The sequence below is a fragment of the Streptomyces sp. NPDC057702 genome (genome assembly GCF_042799315.1).
In the GTDB taxonomy this organism is placed as follows: Bacteria; Actinomycetota; Actinomycetes; order Streptomycetales; family Streptomycetaceae; genus Streptomyces.
Genome location: NZ_JBHVJC010000007.1, coordinates 224,344 through 244,921, shown reverse-complemented (window position 1 = coordinate 244,921; position 20,578 = coordinate 224,344). Strand labels below are relative to the sequence as shown.

Below are 20,578 nucleotides of genomic sequence, written 5' to 3'. Positions count from 1 at the left end.
TCGTGGACACGATCCTCGGTCCTCTCTATGAAGTCGTTTCCTGGATCATCGTCCAGTTCCACTCGCTGTACAGCCTCGTCTTCGACAAGAACAGCGGCTGGGCGTGGGGCCTGTCGATCGTCTCGCTGGTGGTGCTCATCCGCATCTGCCTGATCCCGCTCTTCGTGAAGCAGATCAAGGCGACGCGGAACATGCAGGCCCTGCAGCCCCGGATGAAGGCGATCCAGGAGCGCTACAAGAGCGACAAGCAGCGCCAGTCCGAAGAGATGATGAAGCTCTACAAGGAGACGGGCACCAACCCGCTCTCCAGCTGCCTGCCGATCCTGGCGCAGTCGCCGTTCTTCATCGCGCTCTACCAGGTGCTCAACAAGATCGCGAACAACCACCCGGTCGGCTCGATCGACCAGGGCCTGGTGGACAGCGCCCGTGAGGCGCACATCTTCGGTGCCCCGCTGTCCGTGAAGTTCATGAGCAGCGCCTCCAAGGTCGAGGGCCTGGGCGCCTCGCTCACCGACGTCCGCGTCGTCACGATCACCATGATCATCCTGATGTCGGCGTCGCAGTTCTTCACCCAGCGTCAGCTCATGACGAAGAACGTCGACCTCACGGTCAAGACGCCGTTCATGCAGCAGCAGAAGATGTTGATGTACATCTTCCCGATCATGTTCGCCGTCTTCGGCATCAACTTCCCCGTCGGTGTCCTCGTCTACTGGCTGACCACCAACGTGTGGACCATGGGACAGCAGATGTACATCATCCGCCGCAACCCCACCCCCGGCAGCGTCGCCTTCACCAAGCGCCAGGAGCGACTGCGCGCGAAGGGCAAGCTGAAGGAGGACCCCGAGGTCGTCGAGGCACGCCAGGCCGTCGAGACGGCGCGGGCCAACCGACAGCAGCCCAAGAAGCAGACCAAGGCCCAGCGCCAGTCGGGGGTGACGCCGGCCGGTCCCAAGACGCCCGGCGCGAAGCCCCAGCCCGCCGCGACGGCCCAGCAGGGTGGGGCCAAGGGCGCGCGTGGCCAGGGCCGCGCCAGGGCCACGGCCCAGGCCGGTGGCGCGAAGGACTCCGCTGCGACGTCGGGAGCGGAAGCCGACAAGCCGTCGTTGGACAAGGGCAAGAAGGGGGCGCAGCCCGGCAAGACGACCGGCAGTTCCGCCTCCGGTTCCTCGCGTAACGCCAAGTCCGGGCAGCGCAAGGGCCAGCGCGGCCCGAAGCACCCATCCAAGAAGTAAGAAGGAGTCCATCCGTGACGGAAGGCACCACCCCGGCCGAGGGTGTCGACACCCTGACTCGCCTGGAGCAGGAGGGCGAGATCGCGGCCGACTACCTTGAGGGTCTGCTGGACATCGCGGACCTCGACGGCGACATCGACATGGATGTCGAGGCGGACCGCGCCGCGGTGTCGATCATCAGCGACTCGACCAGCCGCGACCTGCAGAAGCTGGTCGGCCGCGACGGCGAGGTGCTGGAGGCGCTGCAGGAGCTGACCCGGCTCGCGGTGCACCGGGAGACCGGCGACCGCAGCAGGCTCATGCTGGACATCGCGGGCTTCCGGGCGCGCAAGCGCACCGAGCTCTCGGAGCTGGGCGCCAAGGCCGCGGAAGAGGCCAAGGGCAGCGGCCAGCCGGTCAAGCTCGAACCGATGACGCCCTTCGAGCGCAAGGTGGTGCACGACGCGGTGGCGGCGGCGGGCCTGCGGAGCGAGTCTGAGGGTGAGGAGCCCGAGCGCCGGGTGGTCGTACTCCCCGCGTGATCTGGTGAGTCCGCCCCGGGCCGAGCGCCCGGGAGGCACACCGTACGTCCGGCCCCGTCTGCACGCAGGCGGGGCCGGTGCTTGTCAGCAAGGGCAACGGCATGTCGAGAGGAAGGACGGACCCTCGTGGCGGAGGCAGCGGAGGGACTTCCCCCAGCGCCGGAGGCGGCGCGGGAGGTGTTCGGCGACCGCTTTCCGGAGGTGGTGCGGTACGCCGAGCTGTTGGCCGATATGGGGGTGACGCGCGGTCTGATCGGGCCGCGTGAGGTCCCGCGACTGTGGGAGCGGCACCTGCTGAACTGCGCCGTGCTCTCGGAGGCGGTGGCCGAGGACGTCACGGTCTGCGACGTGGGCTCCGGGGCCGGGCTGCCGGGCATTCCGCTCGCCCTCACCCGACCGGACCTGCGGATCACTCTGCTGGAGCCGCTGCTGCGCCGGACCAACTTCCTGCAGGAGGTCGTGGAACTGCTCGGCCTGGACCACGTCACGGTGGTGCGAGGTCGCGCCGAGGAGGTGCTGGGCAAGCTCCCGCCCGTGCACGTGGTGACCGCCCGCGCCGTGGCCCCGCTGGATCGGCTGGCCGGCTGGGGCGTGCCGCTGCTGCGTCCGTACGGAGAGATGCTCGCGCTCAAGGGCGACACCGCGGAGGAGGAGCTCAAGGCCGCCCGCGCCGCCCTGAGCAAGCTCGGCGTGGTGGAGACCTCGGTGCTCCAGGTCGGGGAGGGGATCGTCGATCCGCTGTCCACCGTGGTACGGGTCGAGGTGGGCGAGAGCCCCGGGGGCGTGCGCTTCGCCGCCAAGCGGGCCAAGGCGGCCCGTAAGGGGCCACGGCGGCGTCGCTGAGGTCCGGGTAGGCGGGGAGCGGTTCGTGAGCTCTCCAGCGGCCTGAGCCGCGCCAGCGCGTAGTGGCGGACACTTCGGGCAGTGCTCCATACAAGCTGCCAAGAGTACGCATATCGGAGTGTCGGAGCGGCCCGATGGGTGCACGCATGCATCGTGTTTCACGTGAAACGTCGTTCCCTGCTGCATGGAATCATCAGCCGCGGTCGTGCGGCTGCCGCGCCACGTGACCCTCGGCCCCGCATGAGAGCCGATTCATCCACAGGAGAAGGGGCCTCGCTGGTTCCCAACCCCGAAAGCATGGCAGGCTCTGTTCATTGCGAGCCTGATGTCGAGGAGGGTGAATCCTTGCGGTCCGACGCCAACATCGCGGGGCCGATGACCGAACCGGTCCCCGGTCCCCGTACCGCTGAGCCCTCCCCGGGCCACCCGGCCCCGGGGGAGGACGTTTCACGTGAAACGCCTCCCCCGATGGATGCCGCCCCCGCGTACGAGGGCGACGCCTCCGCACCCGTCGGCCGCGCGGCACAGCTTGCCGTAGCGGCGCTGGGGCGCGCGGGCGAGGGCCTTCCCCGCCCCGACCAGACCCGGGTGATGGTGGTCGCCAACCAGAAGGGCGGCGTCGGTAAGACCACGACGACCGTGAACCTGGCGGCCTCCCTCGCACTGCACGGCGCCCGGGTGCTCGTCATCGACCTGGACCCGCAGGGCAACGCTTCCACGGCACTGGGTATCGACCACCACGCCGAGGTGCCCTCGATCTACGACGTCCTGGTCGACAGCAAGCCGCTGTCCGACGTCGTGCAGCCGGTGCCCGATGTCGAGGGGCTGTTCTGTGCCCCGGCGACCATCGACCTGGCCGGCGCGGAGATCGAGCTGGTCTCGCTGGTGGCCCGGGAGAGCCGGCTGGAGCGCGCCATCCTGGCGTACGAGCAGCCGCTGGACTACATCCTCATCGACTGCCCGCCCTCGCTGGGCCTGCTGACGGTCAACGCGCTAGTGGCGGGCGCGGAGGTGCTCATCCCCATCCAGTGCGAGTACTACGCGCTGGAGGGGCTGGGGCAGCTTCTGCGGAACGTGGAGCTGGTGCGCGGACATCTGAACCGCAAGCTCCACGTCTCGACGATCCTGCTGACCATGTACGACGGCCGGACGCGGCTGGCCTCCCAGGTGGCCGACGAGGTGCGCAGCCACTTCGGCAATGAGGTGCTGCGTACGAGCATTCCTCGATCCGTGCGGATCTCCGAGGCCCCGAGCTACGGACAGACGGTCCTCACCTACGATCCCGGTTCGAGCGGGGCGCTCTCCTACCTTGAGGCGGCCCGAGAGATCGCGATGCGCGGCGTCGGTGTCTACTACGACGGACAGCACGCGCACGCGGTACCGCGTGAGAACCCACAGCTTGACCAGCACACCATGTCGGAGGGGATGCAGTGACTGAGCGACGGAGAGGACTGGGCCGCGGACTCGGTGCGCTGATTCCCGCCGCCCCGCAGAGCGCGGACGGCCCGTCGCTGCCCGCGATGGGTGTCGGCGCGGCCTCACCCACGGCGGTTCCGGTGCTGCCGCCCGAGCGGGGCGTGGCGGCGGCGAAGGTGACGACGCTGCCACCCGGAGGGCCGGCCGAGGCGGAGAGCGCTCCCACGCCACCCGTTTCACGTGAAACGGAGGACGCGTTCGCGGCGGAGGCCGCTCGCCTGACGTCGATGAGCGACAGTCTGGGTGCGTACTTCACGGAACTGGCGCTGGACTCCATCACCGCCAACGCCCGACAGCCACGTACCGAGTTCGACGACGACGCCCTCGCCGAGCTGGTGACCTCGATCCAGGAGGTCGGCCTCCTCCAGCCGATCGTCGTACGCCAGGTGGGCCCGGAGCGCTACGAGCTCATCATGGGCGAGCGGCGCTGGCGGGCCTGCCGCGAGGCGGGGCTGACGAAGATCCCCGCCATCGTTCGAGCCACCGACGACGAGAAGATGCTGCTGGACGCGCTGCTGGAGAACCTGCACCGCGCCCAGCTCAACCCTCTCGAAGAGGCGGCGGCCTACGACCAGTTGCTCAAGGACTTCAACTGCACGCATGACGAACTGGCCGAGCGCATCGGTCGTTCGCGCCCACAGGTCTCCAACACGCTGCGACTGCTGCGCCTGTCGCCGTCGGTGCAGCGGAGGGTGGCGGCCGGAGTGCTCTCGGCGGGGCACGCGCGGGCGCTGCTGTCGGTCGAGGACTCGGAAGAGCAGGACCGGCTGGCGCACCGCATCGTCGCCGAGGGGCTCTCGGTGCGCGCGGTGGAGGAGATCGTGACCCTGATGGGGTCGCAGCCGAACAGCACGCCGAAGGCCAGGGGGCCACGGGCCGGCGCCCGGGTCTCGCCGGCGCTGACGGATCTGGCCTCGCGGCTGTCTGATCGTTTCGAGACCCGCGTGAAGGTCGACCTCGGACAGAAGAAGGGAAAGATCGTGGTCGAGTTCGCCTCGATAGACGATCTGGACCGCATCCTCGGCACCCTGGCGCCCGGCGAGGGCCGGGTGCTGGAGCAGCACGCCACGGCGGAGCAGGCGACGGACGACGAGGCCGCGAAGGGCGACACGGGCGCCGAGTAGCGTCCCGTCAGAGCGGGCCGTGCCCCACCGGGGCACGGCCCGCTCTGCGCGTGGCGGGCGGTACCGGGGGAATCCGCTCGTGGCTACGATGCGTACGGGTGGCGCGCCGACGCGGACGCGGACCGCTTCGGGCGGCTGACAGCAGACGGGTTCCGTGGGGAGCGCCGGCGGCCCGGTGGGTCGCCTCGCTCGGAACGTGGTGCGGGTCGGCCGCGCGTCGCGGCCGGTGAGGGAAGCGAGGACTGGCTACATGGGGCGTCGGCTCGTACCGCTGACACTGGACAACCTCACCGATCTCCCCAAGCGTTGCCGCGCCTGTGTGTTCTGGGAGCTCGACCCCGTCAGTGGCGAATCCGCGGTCAGAGCCGGGCGCCCGGAGGTCGAGAAGGAGGCGTGGATCTCGGCGGTGCTGCTGGAGTGGGGCTCCTGCGGCCGGGTGGTCTATGTGGACGAGGTGCCGGTGGGCTTCGTGCTCTACGCGCCGCCCGCGTACGTGCCGCGCTCCACCGCCTTCCCCACCAGCCCGGTCAGCGCCGATGCCGTGCAGCTGATGACGGCCTATCTGATGCCCGGCTACCAGGGCCAGGGGCTGGGCCGCGCCATGGTGCAGGCGGTGGCCAAGGACCTCATGCGGCGCGGGGTGAAGGCCGTCGAGGCGTTCGGGGACGCGCGGTGGGAGGAGCCCGCCTGTGTGTTGCCGGCCAACCATCTGCTGGGGGTCGGCTTCAAGACCGTACGACCCCATCCGCGCTTCCCCCGGCTCCGGCTGGAGCTGCGGACCACGGTCTCGTGGAGGGAAGACGTGGAGCTGGCCCTGGACCGGCTGCTGGGCGCCGTACAGAAGGAGCCGGCGCTGCGTCCGCTCTAGAGGGCCGTGAACGTGCGGGTGGGCCCGCTCCCCGAAGGGAACGGGCCCACCCGACGCACCTGGCGCGGTCGCGCCGGACGTCGACTAGCCGAGGAAGTCCGCCAGGTCGCGCTCCAGTGCCGCCTTCGGCTTGGCGCCGACGATGGTCTTCACGACCTCGCCGCCCTGGTAGACGTTCATGGTCGGGATGGACATGACGCCGTACTTGGCGGCCACGGCCGGGTTCTCGTCGATGTTCAGCTTGACGATCTCGATCTTGTCGCCGTGCTGCGCCGCGATGGCCTCCAGGGAGGGGGCGATCTGGCGGCACGGGCCACACCACGCGGCCCAGAAGTCCACCAGCACGGGCTTGTCGTTCTTGATGACGTCCTCTTCGAAGGAGGCGTCGGTCACATGCTTCAGAGTGCCAGCCACGGCGATTTCCTCGTTTCGATGATGCGGGGGCGGGAGGGGTATGGGGGTCAGACGGCGGCGGCCGGCGGCTCGTCGTCCGCGAGGCCGGCCAGGAAGCGCTCGGCGTCCAGGGCGGCGGAGCAGCCCGTGCCGGCGGCGGTGATCGCCTGACGGTAGGTGTGGTCCACGACGTCACCCGCGGCGAAGACGCCCGGCAGGTTGGTGCGGGTGCTGGGGGCCTCGACCTGCAGGTAGCCCTCGTCGTCCAGGTCGAGCTGGCCCTTGAACAGGTCGGTGCGCGGGTCGTGGCCGATCGCGATGAACAGACCGGTGGCCGGCAGCTCGGAGGCCTCGCCCGTCTTGAGGTTGCGCAGGGTCAGGCTGGAGAGCCTGCTGTCCCCGTGGATGTCGGTGACCTCGTTGTCCCAGATGAAGGAGATCTTGGGGTCGGCGAAGGCGCGGTCCTGCATGGCCTTGGAGGCGCGCAGGGTGTCCCGGCGGTGGACGATGGTCACGGACTTGGCGAACCGGGAGAGGAAGGTCGCCTCCTCCATGGCGGTGTCGCCGCCGCCGATGACGGCGATGTCCTGGTCCTTGAAGAAGAACCCGTCACAGGTGGCGCACCAGGAGACGCCGCGGCCCGAGAGCTCGTCCTCACGCGGGAGGCCCAGCTTGCGGTGCTGCGAGCCGGTCGTGACGATCACGGTCTTGGCACGGTGCACGGTGCCGGCGGAGTCGGTGACCGTCTTGATGTCCTCGGTGAGGTCCACCGCGGTGATGTCGTCCGGGATCAGCTCCGCGCCGAAGCGCTCGGCCTGGGCCCGCATGTTGTCCATGAGGTCCGGCCCCATGATGCCGTCACGGTAGCCGGGGAAGTTCTCCACGTCGGTGGTGTTCATCAGCGCACCCCCCGCGGTCACGGAACCCTCGAAGACCAAGGGCTTCAGCGCGGCTCGGGCCGTGTAGAGGGCGGCCGTGTAGCCGGCGGGCCCGGAACCGATGATGATCACGTTGCGGACGTCGCTCACGGGATGTCTTCCTTGTCTCTGCCGACGACGGATTGGGGAGCAACCGACCGGCGATCGTTCCCGGAAAACTGCTGCCATCTCACCCAACGGATACTACGGGCCCGGCATTCCCGGGATGCCCGGGCTTCCGCCCGTGTTCGCGTCACGGACAGCGCGCGGGACCCGACGCTCAGTCGCGCGTGAGGCTGCGCTGGAGCAGGACGGCACCGGGCGGCGAGGGGCTCTCGCGTACACACGTGGCGTCCACGACGAACGCGTCGACACGTGAGTCGTCACCCGGGTGCGGGAGGAGGAGTAGGTAGGCGGGCTTGTCGCCGAAGACGTCCTTGCGCGCGGCCAGGGGCGTCTCGAGGCGCTGGGTGCCCTGCCGGACGCACGCGGGCACGGAGGGCTCGGTGGTGCCCAGCGGGGCGTTGGACGAGGTGTTGGTCCCCACGTCCTGAGAGGGCTGTGGCCCCCGGCGAGTCTTCTCGGTCGCGGCGAGCAGCGTCCGTGCCGTGCCCTCCAGACTGGCGGCGGTCAACGTCGTGGCGCGGGTCTCGCCCTCCGCGGTCCGCTGCGGAGAGGCCGGCCCGTCGTCAGGGCCGTTCTGTACGAGGAAGGTGCCCACGCCCAGCACGGCAGCCGCGCAGGCCGTACCGAGCAGGGCCTTACGCCAGTGCCGACCCGACCGGAGGCGCGGGCTGGAGCTCTGGCGGCCGGGGCCCGTGGCGGAGCGGGCGCGGCCGGGCGGTCGGCTCGGGCCGCTGGTGGATGTTTCACGTGAAACAGCGAGCGGCTCGGGCGTCGTTTCACGTGAAACGGCGTCGCTCTCGTCCGCCGTCGCGCTCGCGGCCGGGCGAAGGGTCTCGGCCTCCAGCGTGGCCGCCGCCACGGAGTCGGCCTCGCTGTCGTCGCGGCGACCGGCGGTGGCGTCCAGCAGCGCCTCCGCGGCCAGGGCGGCGTCGATCCGGCCGGCGATGTCGGCAGGCATGCGCGCGGGGCCGGGCAGCGTACCCAGTGCCCCACGGATCTCCTCCAGTGAGACCTGGACGTCTGCGCACAGCGAGCAGACCGCGAGGTGCTCGCGCACGGGGCGGACGCGGTCGGGCGGGAGGACTCCCTCGCTGAGGGCGGAGATTTCCGCGACCTCAGGGTGCTCGTCCGTGTCGGTCGTCGACGTCACGCTCGCCCACCTCCGCCCTTCACGGGATCTGTGTCGTTCGGTCCTGCCGGCGGTGAGACGGATGTCCCCTGCGCCCGGTTCCTTCCCCCGCGCGGACCTGGGCTATCCCGCTCCTTCGGGTGGAGGTGGGACAGCAGGGGCAGGAGACGCGCGCGGCCTCGGGCGCACCGGCTCTTCACCGTCCCGGTGGGTACGCCCAGGACCTTCGCCGCCTCCGCGACGGGGTAGCCCTGCATGTCGACGAGGACCAGCGCCGCCCGCTGCTCGGCCGGGAGCGTTCGCAGCGCCTGGAGAAGTTCACGGTGCAGGTCCTGGCGCTCGGCCGGCCCCTCGGCGGACTCCTGGGGTTCGAGGAGCTGCTCCAGGCGCTCGGTGTCGTCGGTCGGCGAGGTCCTGCGGGTGGCCGCCTTGCGAGCCCGGTCCAGGCAGGCGTTCACCGTGATCCGGTGCAGCCAGGTGGTGACGGCGGACTGGCCCCGGAAGGTGTGGGCGGCCCGGTAGGCGGAGACCAGGGCGTCCTGTACGGCGTCGGCGGCCTCCTCGCGGTCGCCCAGGGTGCGCAGCGCCACGGCCCAGAGGCGGTCGCGGTGGCGTCGGACGATCTCGCCGAACGCGTCGGGGTCACCCGCCACATGGCGAGCGAGGAGCTCACGGTCGTTCGCGTCGCCGTGCGCGGCGCCTTGCAACGGGAGCCCCCCTCTCGTGCCTGCCTGCCGCTTCTCCGGGTCACCCCCGGATCTTGATCTCCGAGATTCCCCCGCGGTAGCCGTCGGCCGTGCCGTCGCTGGGCAGTTCGGTGATGTGGATCAGTACGTATCGTGTTCGGACGGGCTTGTCGAGAGGGGCGTCCAGTTTGCTGTCCGCCCTGCTGAGCTTGGTGAGCTTCTGGGGGAAGTCCGTCAGCGCCGCGGGGGAGGACGATTCGGGGCTGGCGGCGAGGACCTCGACCGTCTGCCCGGGGGCGTAGAAGTCGACCTGGACGCGCGAGACGTCCTTGGCGCTGCCGAGGTCGACGACGATGCCACTGCCGTCCATGCGGTTCTTGAGGTTGCCGAAGTTGGCGTAGCCCTCGTAGCGCTTGGTGATCCAGGCGGTGTCGGCCTGCTCGTCGACGGCGGCGGCGACCTTCTCCGCCGCCAGCGGTGAGTCCAGCGGGGAGAACTCGGTGGCACCCTCGATCGCCAGCGGCTTGTCGGCGGGGCGCTTGGGGCGGTCGTCGTCGTTGTCGCCCTGGTGGCGACCCGAGTCGCCCGAGGTGCCCTCCTTCTCCAGCAGGATGTCCGCGAGCTGCCAACTACCGAGGCCGATGGCCGCGATCAGCAGCGCCGAGACAGCCCACTTGAGCGCGCGCCCGGCGCGGCTCTGCAGCGGTGGTGGCGGAGGCGCGGGGGCCAGCCGGGCCGCGCCTACCCCGCCTCGGGCCGGTGGCTGGGCGTAGGCGCCCTGCTGGTAGGTGGTGCGCTGGTAGGCCGGGGTGGCCGTGAACGAGGGCTCCGGCGGGCGGACGCGCGGCATCTCGGCGACGGCGGCGGCCAGCTCCTCCGGCGTGGTGCAGGGCAGCTCCTGCCGGGAAGCGGTGGCACCGTCGTTGACGAGGGCGCGCATGGCCAGTTCGGACAGGCCCCGGTGCACTCCCGCACGGACCTGGTCGGGCGCGATGAGGCCGACGCCCTTGGGCAGTCCGGCCAGGCCGTGGGCGTCGCTCTCGTACGGCCAACGCTGGGTGAGCGCGGCGTAGAGCACGGCGCCGATCGCCTCGGTGTCGGTGCGCTGGGGCTGCTCGGCGCTGATGCCGCGCAGGGCGGCCATGACCGCGAGGCCGCGGATGCGGTACTGGCCCGACTCCGTGCGCAGGACGGAGTTCGGGGTCAGGCGCAGGTGGGCCAGTCCCTCGCGGTGGGCGGAGGCCATGGCCTGGGAGACCTGGCTGACCAGTTGGTAGGCGTCGTGCGGCTCCAGCGCACCGGCGGCGAGCACCGTGGTCAGCTCGGTCGCGTCGGAGATCCACTCGTGGACGACGTAGACGAGGTCGTTCTCCTCGACGGCGTCCAGTACCTGGACGAAGCGGGGGTCGCCCAGGAGCGCGGCGGAGCGGGCGGCGGCCAGCACGGGACGCGCACGGGGGTGATCGGCGGGGAGGACGTGGACGCCGACGGCGCGGCGTAGCTTCTCGTCGACGGCACGCCAGCTACTGAATCCGTCCAGACGGGTGACGCACTCCTCCAGGCGGTAGCGTCTGGCGAGTTTGTGGCCGCTGTGCAGTTCGGGGGGACTTGTGTCGGCCGATGCGCCCTTGTCCTTGTCGGCAGGGCGCACGGTCTCTGTGTTGTTGCTCTGCTGGGCCTTAGCCTCGTCGGTCGTGGCCTTGTCCGCCTTGGCGGCCAGCGGCTTTCCGCCGCTGCTATCGGCCACGTCGACGGCAGCCGTACTCCGGTCCGCCACCGTCGTTCCCTGCCTCCCCATCCGTTGCGCCTGTTCCACGGCCACGACAATTGTGCCCACAGTCCGCCACCGTGCACGACACGCGGTGGCGGGCGATGGTTGTGCTGTGGTCAGCGGCCGAGACGCCCGCGAACCATTCCGACCATGGCGGTCAGCTCCTGAATACGCATGCGTTTGGCCGCGATATAGAAAATCCCGACAAGCACGATCCCGCCCCCGACGAGGGAGGCGACCGAGCCGGCGATTCCGCTGCCAAGCGCGTTGGTGACGGCGTAGGCCGTCAGTCCGGCGAGGACCGCGGCGGGCACACAGGCACCGAACAGGCGCGAGTACGTGCGGACCACGTGGCGACCGTCGAGATCGCCGCCCAGGCGGTTGCGCAGCCGCCGCCAGGCGATGCCCACGCCGACCGCGTACGCCAGGCCGTAGGAGGCGGCCATGCCGACCACGGCCCAGCGGGCGGGCAGCAGCACGTAACACAGCCCGGAGGCCGCCGCGTTGATCGCCGCGACGATGACGGTGTTGTAGAAGGGGGTGCGGGTGTCCTCGTAGGCGTAGAAGCCACGTAGGACGACGTACTGCACGGAGAAGGGGATCAGGCCCAGGCCGAAGGCCATCAGGATGTAGCCCATCGCGCGGGCGGCCTCGACGCCGGAGGAGCCGAAGAGCAGGGTGCACATCGGGATGCCGAGTGCCACGAAGCCGAAGGCGATGGGCACGATGGCCACGGCGGAGGTGCGCAGGCCCTGCGAGATGTCGCCGCGGACGGCGCCCACGTCGCCGTCGTGGGCGGCCCGGGAGAGCCGGGGCAGCAGCGCGGCCATGACCGAGACGGTGATGATGGCCTGCGGCATGCCCCAGATGAGCTGGGCGCTGGAGTAGCCGAGGATGCCGGTGCCGGGGTAGCCCTGGTCGGCGGCGGCGGAGCCGGCACCGGTGGCGAGCTGGGTGACGACGATGACGCCGGCCTGGTTGGCCAGGACGAACAGCACGGTCCACTTGGCCAGCTTCGCGGACTTGCCGAGCCCGTGGCCACGCCAGTCGAAGCGCGGCCGGAACCGGAAGCCCGCCTCGCGCAGGTACGGGATCATGGCCAGCGACTGGACGGTGAGCCCGAGGAGAGTGCCCACCCCGAGCAGGCGGATCCCCTCGGCGGGGATCGTGGTGACACCGAACTCGGACTTGCTGGCCGACCCGTAGACGTAGATGAACATGCCGAACGTGGCGATGATGACGATGTTGTTCAGGACCGGCGTCCACATCATCGCGCCGAACTTGCCGCGCGCGTTGAGGATCTGGCCCATCACCACGTGCACGCCCATGAAGAAGATCGTGGGCAGGCAGTAGCGGGCGAAGGTGACCGCCACCTCGTCGGCCGCCGGGTCGCCCGCGATCTCGGGGGACATCATGTGGATGAACAGCGGCGCCGCGAAGACCGAGACGGCGGTGAGGCCGATCAGGATGACGATGACGATGGTCAGCAGGCGGTTGGCGAAGGCCACACCACCGTCCGCGTCCTCCTTCATGGCGCGCACGAGCTGCGGCACGAAGACGGAGTTGAGGCCGCCGCCGACGGTGAGGAAGAAGATCATCGTGGGCAGGGTCATGGCGACGGTGTAGGTGTCGCCGAGGGTCGCGGCGCCGAGCGCCGCGACGATCATCACCTGCCGGACGAAGCCGGTCAGCCGGGAGACCATGGTGCCGGCGGCCATCAGGGCGCTGGACTTGAGCAGACTGGACGCCTTGCCGCCACGTTTCGCCGCGGCCTGCGCCGCCGCCGGCGAGCCCAGCATCACGGTGGCGTCGGTGCCCGGGCTCGGGGTCGGCCCCGCCGGCGCTCCGGGGGCGCCGGGTGGCGCGGGCCGGTGATGGCGCCCGTGCGGGGCGCGCGGTTGCTGGTGGGCGCGCGGGTCGGGGCCCTGCTGCTGGTACGGGGCCTGCTGGGCGCTCTGGTCGTACGGCGCCTGCTGGTAGTACTGGGGCTGCTGGGCCTGCTGGTCGTATCCCGCCTGCTGGGCGTGCTGGCCCTGCCCCCCGTGCTGGGGGTAGGAGCCGCCCTGCTGGGGGTACTGCTGCTGGCCCTGCCCGTAGTCGGCCTGCGCCGGCTGCTGGCCGTACGGGTCGTAGCCGCCCTGACCCTGCTGTCCGGGGCGCGGCGGTTCGTACGGCTGCTGGTCACGGAAGAGGTGCGCGAAGGCGTCGGGCTCAGGGCGCTCGTCCGCGCCCTGGCTGATCAGGTCGTCCACGCCCACGTACTGGTTGTTGGCGCCGTTGTCGCCGTAGGGCAGGTAACGCGAGGCGCCGTCGGGCTCCGGGGCGGGGGTCGGGGCCCACACTCTGGGATCGGGCGGCTGCTGTTCGGGGGGCGGCTGGTGGTAGAGGTGCTGGGTCGGGTCGGCCGCCCCGGGCGGCTGGTGCGCCTGCTGGTCGTAGAACGCGTCGCCGCCCTGGGCCTGCGGATCGTGCTGCGGGTACGAATACTGCGCGTACCCGTCCTGGGCATAGCCGTCCTGCGCGTAGCCCTGCTGGCCGTAGCCGCCCTGGGCGTACGGGTCCTGCGGGTAGGAGGGCTCGCTCTGGGGCGCGTACTGCTGGTACGCCTCGTCGGTGTAGACGGGGAAGGAGCCCGTGACGTAAGGCTGCTGGTAGAACGCCTGCGTGTAGGCGTCCTGGGCGTACGGGTCGGGGATGTACGGGTCCTGCGGGTAGGACGGCTGGTGGTAGGTGGGGGCGTACGAGGGGTCGTGTGCGGAGGCGCCGGACGGGTAGCCGGACTGCTGACCCGCGGGGTCCGCGCCCGCGTCACGGTCGCGGTCACCGTTGTACGGCGCGTTCATCGCTACCCCACCTCATCGTCCGCGGCCGTGTGGCCCCACCATTCCTCAACGGTCCACTTTCTCACCTGAGCCGGATGGGCCAGTGCTTTGCGATCCGGTGTCCGAAGACGGGTCACTCGGCTGCGTAGGGGCCTGGGGGCCTGTTTCGGTGGGCGTCGCGGGTCCGTTCCGCGGGTCGGAACGCGGGCCGGGCGCCGAATCCGGGTCGGTGCCGCCCGGCTTGTCGCCGGGGTCCGCGAGGCCCGGTCCGGAACGCTTGCGCTTCACGTAGATCCGGATGCCCGCCAGGACGAGGAGCAGCACACCGACCGCGATGACCAGTATCACAGTCGAGGTGATCGAGGTGACGTTGACCTCGAAGGTCATGGGGGCGCCGTAGGGCTGGCCGTCCTCGGTGAACAGCTGCGCGACGATCGTCGTGCGGCCGTTGGCGCGGGCGGACGCCTCGAACTTCACCGACTGGCTGTGCCCGCCGTCGATCCTGATCTCCTGTGGATCGCTGACCTTGAGGCGCAGCGGCTGGCTGGAGGTGAGCACCAGGCGCAGACCGTCCACGCCCTGCACGAGCTCGTTCTTGACCGTGACGGGAATGGTGGCGCTGCGCCCGGAGAGGGTGGCCGGCGACTTCTGGATGATGCCGACCTGCTCGGTGAGCTTCTGGAGGTGGTCGGTCACGTCGTCGCGAAAGGCCCTGGCGCCACCGGGGTCGCGGCGCCAGGAGGTGGACATGTCCCGCATGATCGCGGTGGTGAAGGGGGGGACGACCCGCTCCTCGACGGTGAGGGCCTTGCGGAAGCGGTCCAGGGCGCGCTGCGTCTGCTGTATCTGGGAGAAGGCGGAGGTCGGCAGCTCCCGGCCGCGCAGCGACTTCGGGTACGCGCCGCGACCCGGGACGCGCCGGTTGGCCGCCGGGTCGGGCTTGGCCCTGGCCGCCTCGCCCAGGTTCTGCGGCTCGCTCCAGCGCCGCGACTCAAGCCCGCCGAGCGCGGTGGCCATGGCCTGGGCCTGGTTGGCGGTGGGCATACGCGGCGGAGCGACGACGATGCTGCGCTGCCGCTCCGGCGTCTGCTGGGTGATCATCAGCGTCTGGGCGAGGAACTCCTGGATGGCCAGCGTGGAGTTCTCGGCCCGCGACATGTCGCCCTCGAAGACCGTCGAGAGGCGGGCGTCGGCGACGATGGCCGTGGTGCCACCGCCGATGGGGCGGGCGGCGGTGGGGGTGTAGGGGAGCTGGTCGCTCTCCCGGAGACTGTCGCCGCGGGCGATGACGTGGTGGGCGCCCGCCGAGGTCGCGACGTCGACGATCGAGGCGTCGATGGCGCCGTCCACCGGCCAGGCGAAGTCGGTCCTGGGCTTGACCTGGAGGATGGACTCCACCGTGCGCGAGGCCAGATCGGTGGCCGGCTTGAGGTGGCCGAGCGTGCCGGAGACGACCTTGCCGCGGTGGGCCAGCGAGGCCAGGTCGGGATCGGCGAACGGCAGGGCCACCACCTCGTGCCCCTCCACCGTCTTGTCCAGGGTGGCCAGCCACTGGCGGGCGACGTTCTGGCCACGCCCCGCCGTGGTCCCCTCCCCGTCCTGCACCTCGTACGCCCGCGTCATCGCGTCCACCGTGGCGAGCAGGTCGGGGTCGAGCACCCAGGTGACGGGCAGGTCCTTGCCCAGTGCGACGATCTGCTGGAGCCGACCGCCCGGCGCGAGCTCCTTGGCCAGGTCGTCGCTGCGGAAGATGGGCGTCTGCTGGTCGTCGGCCTTGGTGCGGGCGGTGATCTGCGTGCTGGAGACGACCGGCCACAGGAAGCTGAGCTTGGTCTTCTTCCCCGGCGGGGTGGTCTGCCACGGCAGGAACGTCCGCTGGATGCCCAGGACCCGGGGGTAGGCGGGCTGGTCGGGCGTCTCGCCCACGAGCGAGACGGCGATCTGGTAGACGCCGTCCTGGCTCAGCGCCAGCTGACCGAGTGGCACGGCGAGGCTGAAGTCCTGGCTGCCGCCGGCGGGCAGCTTGCCGACCCTCCTCGCGTACCTGCTGTCGATCTCGACCCCGTCGGCGCCCGGGAAGTAGCCGGTTCGCGTGGCCGCCGTGTCGATGGCGCTGCGGCCCCGCATCACCGAACCGAGCCGCAGCCCGACGTGCGCGTCGCTGATGGCCGTGCCGCCCTTGTTGGTGACCGTCCCCTTGATGGAGAGGGTGTCGTCGCCGGTGGGCGTCGCGGGGGTCAGCGAGTCGATCGCCACGTCCACCGTGTGCGAGCCCGTGGGCTTGGGAGCGGCGGCGGCCTCGGAGGGCGCCGTGACGTGGACCAGACCCGCGAGGAGGGGGACGGCGGCCAGCAGTGCCGTGGCACGCCGCAGCCATCGTCGGGCAGGAGCAGAAGTCGTCCCCTGGAGCTCTGCCGCCTCGGCCACGCGCTCGCCCGTCCCTCGTCGTCGTCAGTGGTCGTCGGTTGTGCGTCCACGCATGGTAACGAGATCCGATGTGGCGAAGTGCTGGGGAGTGCTCCACATGATCGCCACAGGGCGGGCGACGCCAGCCTGGCCGGCCCGCGCGCATCGGGGAGGCCGCCGGTCGCCAGGCAACGTACCCTTTTCTGTTGTGCCGAACGCCAACCATGACACCCAGACCTCGCAGCCGTCCCACGAGCTCAGCCAGGTGCAGCGCCGCGCGGTGAGCGAACTGTTGCGGGTCTCCCCCGTCGCCGACGATCTCGCCACCCGCTTCCAGCAGGCCGGGCACTCACTTGCCCTGGTCGGCGGCTCGGTACGGGACGCGTTGCTCGGTCGGCTCGGCAACGATCTGGACTTCACCACGGACGCCCGGCCCGAGCAGGTGCTGAAGATCGTGCGACCGTGGGCGGACGCGGTCTGGGAGGTCGGAATCGCGTTCGGCACGGTCGGCTGTCAGAAGCAGGGGCCCGGCCAGGACGGGGCGAACCAGAGCTTTCAGATCGAGATCACCACGTACCGCTCGGAAGCGTACGACCGGACCTCACGGAAGCCGGACGTTTCCTACGGAGACTCCATCGAGGAAGATCTCGTCCGACGAGATTTCACCGTCAACGCCATGGCTGTCGCGCTCCCGCGGAAGGAGTTCATCGACCCCCACCACGGTCTGGAGGACCTCGCCGCCCGGGTGCTGCGCACGCCGGGAACGCCGCAGGAGTCCTTCTCCGATGACCCGCTGCGTATGCTGCGCGCCGCCCGCTTCGCGGCCCAGCTCGACTTCCAGGTGGACCCCGAGGTCGTCGCCGCCATGAAGGACATGGCTGACCGCATCGAGATCGTCTCCGCCGAGCGGGTGCGCGACGAGCTCAACAAGCTCATCCTGGCGCCACACCCCCGCAAGGGCCTCAAGCTGCTCGTGGACTCCGGGCTCGCCGACCGCATCCTGCCCGAGCTGCCCGCGCTGCGCCTGGAGCGGGACGAGCACCACCGGCACAAGGACGTGTACGAGCACACGCTCATCGTGCTGGAGCAGGCCATGGCCCTGGAGAAGGAGGGCCCGGACCTGGTGCTGCGGCTCGCCGCGCTGCTGCACGACATCGGCAAGCCCAAGACGCGGCGCTTCGAGTCGGACGGCCGGGTCTCCTTCCATCACCACGAGGTCGTCGGCGCCAAGATGACCAAGGCCCGGATGACCAAGCTCAAGTACTCCAACGAGCTGATCAAGGACGTCTCCCGGCTGGTCGAACTGCACCTGCGCTTCCACGGTTACGGGATGGGTGAGTGGACGGACTCGGCGGTGCGCCGGTACGTGCGTGACGCGGGACCGCTGCTCGACCAGCTGCACAAGCTGACCCGCTCCGACTGCACGACCCGCAACAAGCGCAAGGCGGCCACGCTGTCCCAGGCGTACGACGGGCTGGAGCAGCGGATCACGCGGCTGCGCAAGGAGGAGGAGCTCGACGCGATCCGGCCCGACCTCGACGGCAACGAGATCATGCGGATCCTGGACGTGCCCCCGGGGCCGCAGGTGGGCAAGGCGTACAAGCACCTGCTCGACCTACGGATGGAGCACGGTCCGATGGGGCGCGAGGCCGCGATCTCGGCGCTCAAGGAGTGGTGGGCCGCCCAGGACTGAGGCGCCGGTGTGAACGCGGCTCCCGCACGCTGGACGGCGTACGGGAGCCGCTGCGGTTCAGCGTGCTTTGTTTCACGTGAAACGGCGCTCGGTTTCACGTGAAACCGCGGGACGGTCGTGTTTCACGTGAAACACGACCAGGCTCACCGCGAGCACGTAGAGCGCGGACACGGTCAGGACCAGCGCCGTCGAGGTGCCGTCGGGCGGCAGCATGAGGGCCGCCACTCCGGCGGCGGCCACGAAGGCGACGTTGAAGAGCACGTCGTAGAGCGAGAAGACCCGGCCCCGGTAGGCGTCCTCGATGCTCGACTGCACCACGGTGTCCGTGGCGATCTTCGCGCCCTGTGTGGTGAACCCGAGCACGAAGGCCGCGACCATCATGGGGGTTGAGGCGAAGGGCAGTCCCAGCGCGGGCTCCAGAACGGCCGCCACCACACCGCAGACGGCCACCCAGCCCAGCGGGCCGAGACGTGCGACGGCCCAGGGAGTGCACAGCGCGGCGACGAAGAACCCCACGCCGGAGATGCCCACCGCCAGCCCCAGCAGCGCCAGGCCGTCGGAGTCGTTGTCGCTCCAGGCGTACCGGCACAACATGAGGACCATCACCGTGAGGGCCCCGTAGCAGAACCGCATGAGCGTCACGGCGTACAGCGCCCGAGCGGCCGTGGGGCGCGCGGTGAGGTGACGTAGGCCGGTGAGCAGGCCGCGTGCGGTGCTCAACAGTGCCTCCATGGCCCGGGGTGGGAGGCGTTCCGGGTCGGGGCCCAGGAGGTCGCGTGGCATGCGCAGGGTGGCCAGGGCCGCGCAGAGGTAGAGGGCGGAGCCGAGCAGGACGACGAGCGCGTCCGATGCCGCGCCGGCGGGTGCGGCGAGGCGGACCACGAAGGCCAGGCCACCGGCCGCGGTGGCGGCGAGCGTGCCGGCCGTCGGGGAGAGGGAGTTGCCGAGGACGAGCTGCTCGTCGGTGCTCACCACGCGCGGCAGCGCGGCCGAGAGTCCGGCCAGCACGAAGCGGTTGACGGCGGTGACGGTGAGGGCCGAGGCGTAGAAGAGTCCGTCCGGCACCTCCGCGACGATCAGCGCGGCGGTGCCCGTGGCCAGTACGACCCGGGCCAGGTTCCCGTACAGCAGCACCTGGCGGCGCCGCCAGCGGTCCAGGAGGACGCCGGCGAACGGGCCGAGCAGGGAGTAGGGCAGAAGCAGTACGGCCATGGCGGAGGCGATAGCCGTCGCCGAGGTCTGCTTCTCCGGTGAGAAGACGACATGAGAGGCCAGCGCCACCTGGAAGACGCCGTCGGCCCCCTGGGAGAGCAGCCGGACCGTGAGCAGTCGGCGGAAGTCGCCGATCCGCAGGAGTACGCGCAGACCTCGCACAACGGGCATGGCCCACAGCTTCACACAGCGCGCGGGCCCCCGAGGAATCGTCCCCGGGGGCCACGCGCTGAGGGTGCCGAGTGGGAGTGCTTAGCGCTCGACCTCGCCCTTGATGAACTTCTCGACGTTCTCCCGCGCCTGGTCGTCGAAGTACTGCACCGGCGGCGACTTCATGAAGTACGAGGAGGCGGACAGGATCGGGCCACCGATGCCACGGTCCTTGGCGATCTTCGCGGCGCGCAGCGCGTCGATGATCACGCCGGCCGAGTTGGGGGAGTCCCAGACCTCGAGCTTGTACTCCAGGTTCAGCGGGACGTCACCGAAGGCGCGACCCTCCAGGCGGACGTACGCCCACTTGCGGTCGTCCAGCCAGGCCACGTAGTCCGACGGGCCGATGTGGACGTTCTTCTCGCCCAGCTCGCGGTCGGGGATCTGCGAGGTGACGGCCTGCGTCTTGGAGATCTTCTTGGACTCCAGGCGCTCGCGCTCCAACATGTTCTTGAAGTCCATGTTGCCGCCGACGTTGAGCTGCATCGTGCGGTCCAGGATGACGCCCCGGTCCTCGAACAGCTTGGCCATCACGCGGTGCGTGATGGTCGCGCCGACCTGGGACTTGATGTCGTCACCGACGATCGGCACGCCGGCCTCGGTGAACTTGTCGGCCCACTCCTTGGTGCCCGCGATGAAGACCGGCAGCGCGTTGACGAAGGCGACCTTGGCGTCGATGGCGCACTGCGCGTAGTACTTGGCGGCGGCCTCGGAGCCCACCGGCAGGTAGCACACGAGGACGTCGACCTGACGGTCCTTGAGGATCGACACGATGTCGACGGGCGCCTCGGGCGACTCGTCGATGGTCTCGCGGTAGTACTTGCCCAGGCCGTCGTGGGTGTGGCCGCGCTCGACGGTGACGCCGCTCTGCGGCACGTCACAGATCTTGATGGTGTTGTTCTCGCTGGCGCCGATCGCGTCCGCGAGGTCCAGCCCGACCTTCTTGGCGTCCACGTCGAAGGCAGCCACGAACTCGACGTCCCGCACGTGGTACTCGCCGAACTGCACGTGCATCAGACCCGGGACGCGGCTGTCCGGGTCGGCGTCCTTGTAGTACTCGACGCCCTGGACCAGCGAGGCGGCGCAGTTGCCCACGCCAACGATGGCTACGCGAACCGAACCCATTCCGGTTGCTCCCTGTGTGTATTC

At 70.5% G+C, this 20,578-nt stretch carries 16 protein-coding genes; 7 read left to right on the top strand and 9 right to left on the bottom strand.

Annotated elements, in window-relative coordinates:
* The first annotated feature begins 2 nt into the window (after positions 1 to 2).
* The 6 genes from yidC to ACFVFR_RS07675 all read left to right on the top strand — a co-directional run bounded on the left by yidC (position 3) and on the right by ACFVFR_RS07675 (position 6,064).
* Positions 3 to 1,232, top strand: a complete 1,230-nt coding sequence (gene yidC / locus ACFVFR_RS07700) for a membrane protein insertase YidC (protein WP_383698772.1) — start codon at positions 3 to 5, stop codon at positions 1,230 to 1,232.
* 14 nt (positions 1,233 to 1,246) lie between these two features.
* On the top strand, positions 1,247 to 1,753 hold the full coding sequence (locus ACFVFR_RS07695; RefSeq protein ID WP_383698771.1) for a protein jag: 507 nt from the start codon (positions 1,247 to 1,249) through the stop codon (positions 1,751 to 1,753).
* A 126-nt stretch (positions 1,754 to 1,879) separates the two neighbouring features.
* Complete coding sequence (gene rsmG, locus ACFVFR_RS07690) at positions 1,880 to 2,596, top strand: 16S rRNA (guanine(527)-N(7))-methyltransferase RsmG (protein WP_383698770.1); 717 nt, start codon at positions 1,880 to 1,882, stop codon at positions 2,594 to 2,596.
* A 297-nt stretch (positions 2,597 to 2,893) separates the two neighbouring features.
* A complete protein-coding gene (locus tag ACFVFR_RS07685) occupies positions 2,894 to 4,030 on the top strand; it encodes a ParA family protein (protein ID WP_383698769.1) in 1,137 nt (378 codons plus the stop codon).
* Entirely contained in the window at positions 4,027 to 5,196 is a 1,170-nt protein-coding gene (locus ACFVFR_RS07680) for a ParB/RepB/Spo0J family partition protein (protein ID WP_383698768.1), read from the top strand. Before ACFVFR_RS07685 ends, ACFVFR_RS07680 begins: the two co-directional genes overlap by 4 nt.
* A gap of 250 nt (positions 5,197 to 5,446) precedes the next feature.
* Complete coding sequence (locus tag ACFVFR_RS07675) at positions 5,447 to 6,064, top strand: GNAT family N-acetyltransferase (RefSeq protein ID WP_383698767.1); 618 nt, start codon at positions 5,447 to 5,449, stop codon at positions 6,062 to 6,064.
* Positions 6,065 to 6,148: 84 nt separating this feature from the next.
* Here ACFVFR_RS07675 and trxA read toward each other — a convergent pair whose 3' ends face one another.
* The 7 genes from trxA to ACFVFR_RS07640 all read right to left on the bottom strand — a co-directional run bounded on the left by trxA (position 6,149) and on the right by ACFVFR_RS07640 (position 16,335).
* The gene (gene trxA, locus ACFVFR_RS07670; protein WP_383698766.1) at positions 6,149 to 6,478 is read right to left on the bottom strand and encodes a thioredoxin; all 330 of its coding nucleotides are present in this window, start codon (positions 6,476 to 6,478) and stop codon (positions 6,149 to 6,151) included.
* A gap of 47 nt (positions 6,479 to 6,525) precedes the next feature.
* Positions 6,526 to 7,485, bottom strand: a complete 960-nt coding sequence (gene trxB / locus ACFVFR_RS07665; protein WP_383698765.1) for a thioredoxin-disulfide reductase — start codon at positions 7,483 to 7,485, stop codon at positions 6,526 to 6,528.
* A gap of 169 nt (positions 7,486 to 7,654) precedes the next feature.
* Complete coding sequence (locus tag ACFVFR_RS07660) at positions 7,655 to 8,650, bottom strand: hypothetical protein (RefSeq protein WP_383698764.1); 996 nt, start codon at positions 8,648 to 8,650, stop codon at positions 7,655 to 7,657.
* Entirely contained in the window at positions 8,647 to 9,336 is a 690-nt protein-coding gene (gene sigM / locus ACFVFR_RS07655; RefSeq protein ID WP_383698763.1) for an RNA polymerase sigma factor SigM, read from the bottom strand. Before sigM ends, ACFVFR_RS07660 begins: the two co-directional genes overlap by 4 nt.
* A gap of 40 nt (positions 9,337 to 9,376) precedes the next feature.
* Positions 9,377 to 11,092: a protein kinase family protein gene (locus ACFVFR_RS07650; RefSeq protein WP_383698762.1), complete on the bottom strand. Its 1,716-nt coding sequence runs from the start codon at positions 11,090 to 11,092 to the stop codon at positions 9,377 to 9,379.
* 110 nt (positions 11,093 to 11,202) lie between these two features.
* A complete protein-coding gene (murJ, locus tag ACFVFR_RS07645) occupies positions 11,203 to 13,929 on the bottom strand; it encodes a murein biosynthesis integral membrane protein MurJ (protein WP_383698761.1) in 2,727 nt (908 codons plus the stop codon).
* A gap of 45 nt (positions 13,930 to 13,974) precedes the next feature.
* Positions 13,975 to 16,335 (bottom strand): DUF6049 family protein, encoded by a 2,361-nt coding sequence (locus tag ACFVFR_RS07640; RefSeq protein ID WP_383698760.1) that lies wholly within the window; start codon positions 16,333 to 16,335, stop codon positions 13,975 to 13,977.
* Positions 16,336 to 16,522: 187 nt separating this feature from the next.
* Between ACFVFR_RS07640 and ACFVFR_RS07635 the strand changes: the two genes are divergently transcribed.
* Positions 16,523 to 18,007 carry a CCA tRNA nucleotidyltransferase gene (locus ACFVFR_RS07635; RefSeq protein ID WP_383698759.1) on the top strand — a complete coding sequence of 495 codons (1,485 nt, stop codon included), beginning with the start codon at positions 16,523 to 16,525 and terminating at the stop codon, positions 18,005 to 18,007.
* Positions 18,008 to 18,079: 72 nt separating this feature from the next.
* Here the strand turns inward: ACFVFR_RS07635 and ACFVFR_RS07630 are convergent, their stop codons facing one another.
* Both ACFVFR_RS07630 and ACFVFR_RS07625 read right to left on the bottom strand, forming a co-directional pair.
* Positions 18,080 to 19,390 (bottom strand): MFS transporter, encoded by a 1,311-nt coding sequence (locus tag ACFVFR_RS07630; protein WP_383698758.1) that lies wholly within the window; start codon positions 19,388 to 19,390, stop codon positions 18,080 to 18,082.
* 81 nt (positions 19,391 to 19,471) lie between these two features.
* Positions 19,472 to 20,554, bottom strand: a complete 1,083-nt coding sequence (locus tag ACFVFR_RS07625) for an inositol-3-phosphate synthase (protein WP_383698757.1) — start codon at positions 20,552 to 20,554, stop codon at positions 19,472 to 19,474.
* Positions 20,555 to 20,578 lie beyond the last annotated feature (24 nt).

What these genes read in the sequence shown, in the direction of transcription:
- murJ (WP_383698761.1), bottom strand. Translation starts at nt 13,929, where the DNA reads ATGAACGCGCCGTACAACGGTGACCGCGACCGTGACGCGGGCGCGGAC.
- ACFVFR_RS07625 (WP_383698757.1), bottom strand. Translation starts at nt 20,554, where the DNA reads ATGGGTTCGGTTCGCGTAGCCATCGTTGGCGTGGGCAACTGCGCCGCC.
- ACFVFR_RS07630 (WP_383698758.1), bottom strand. Translation starts at nt 19,390, where the DNA reads ATGCCCGTTGTGCGAGGTCTGCGCGTACTCCTGCGGATCGGCGACTTC.
- ACFVFR_RS07675 (WP_383698767.1), top strand. Translation starts at nt 5,447, where the DNA reads ATGGGGCGTCGGCTCGTACCGCTGACACTGGACAACCTCACCGATCTC.
- ACFVFR_RS07685 (WP_383698769.1), top strand. Translation starts at nt 2,894, where the DNA reads ATGGCAGGCTCTGTTCATTGCGAGCCTGATGTCGAGGAGGGTGAATCC.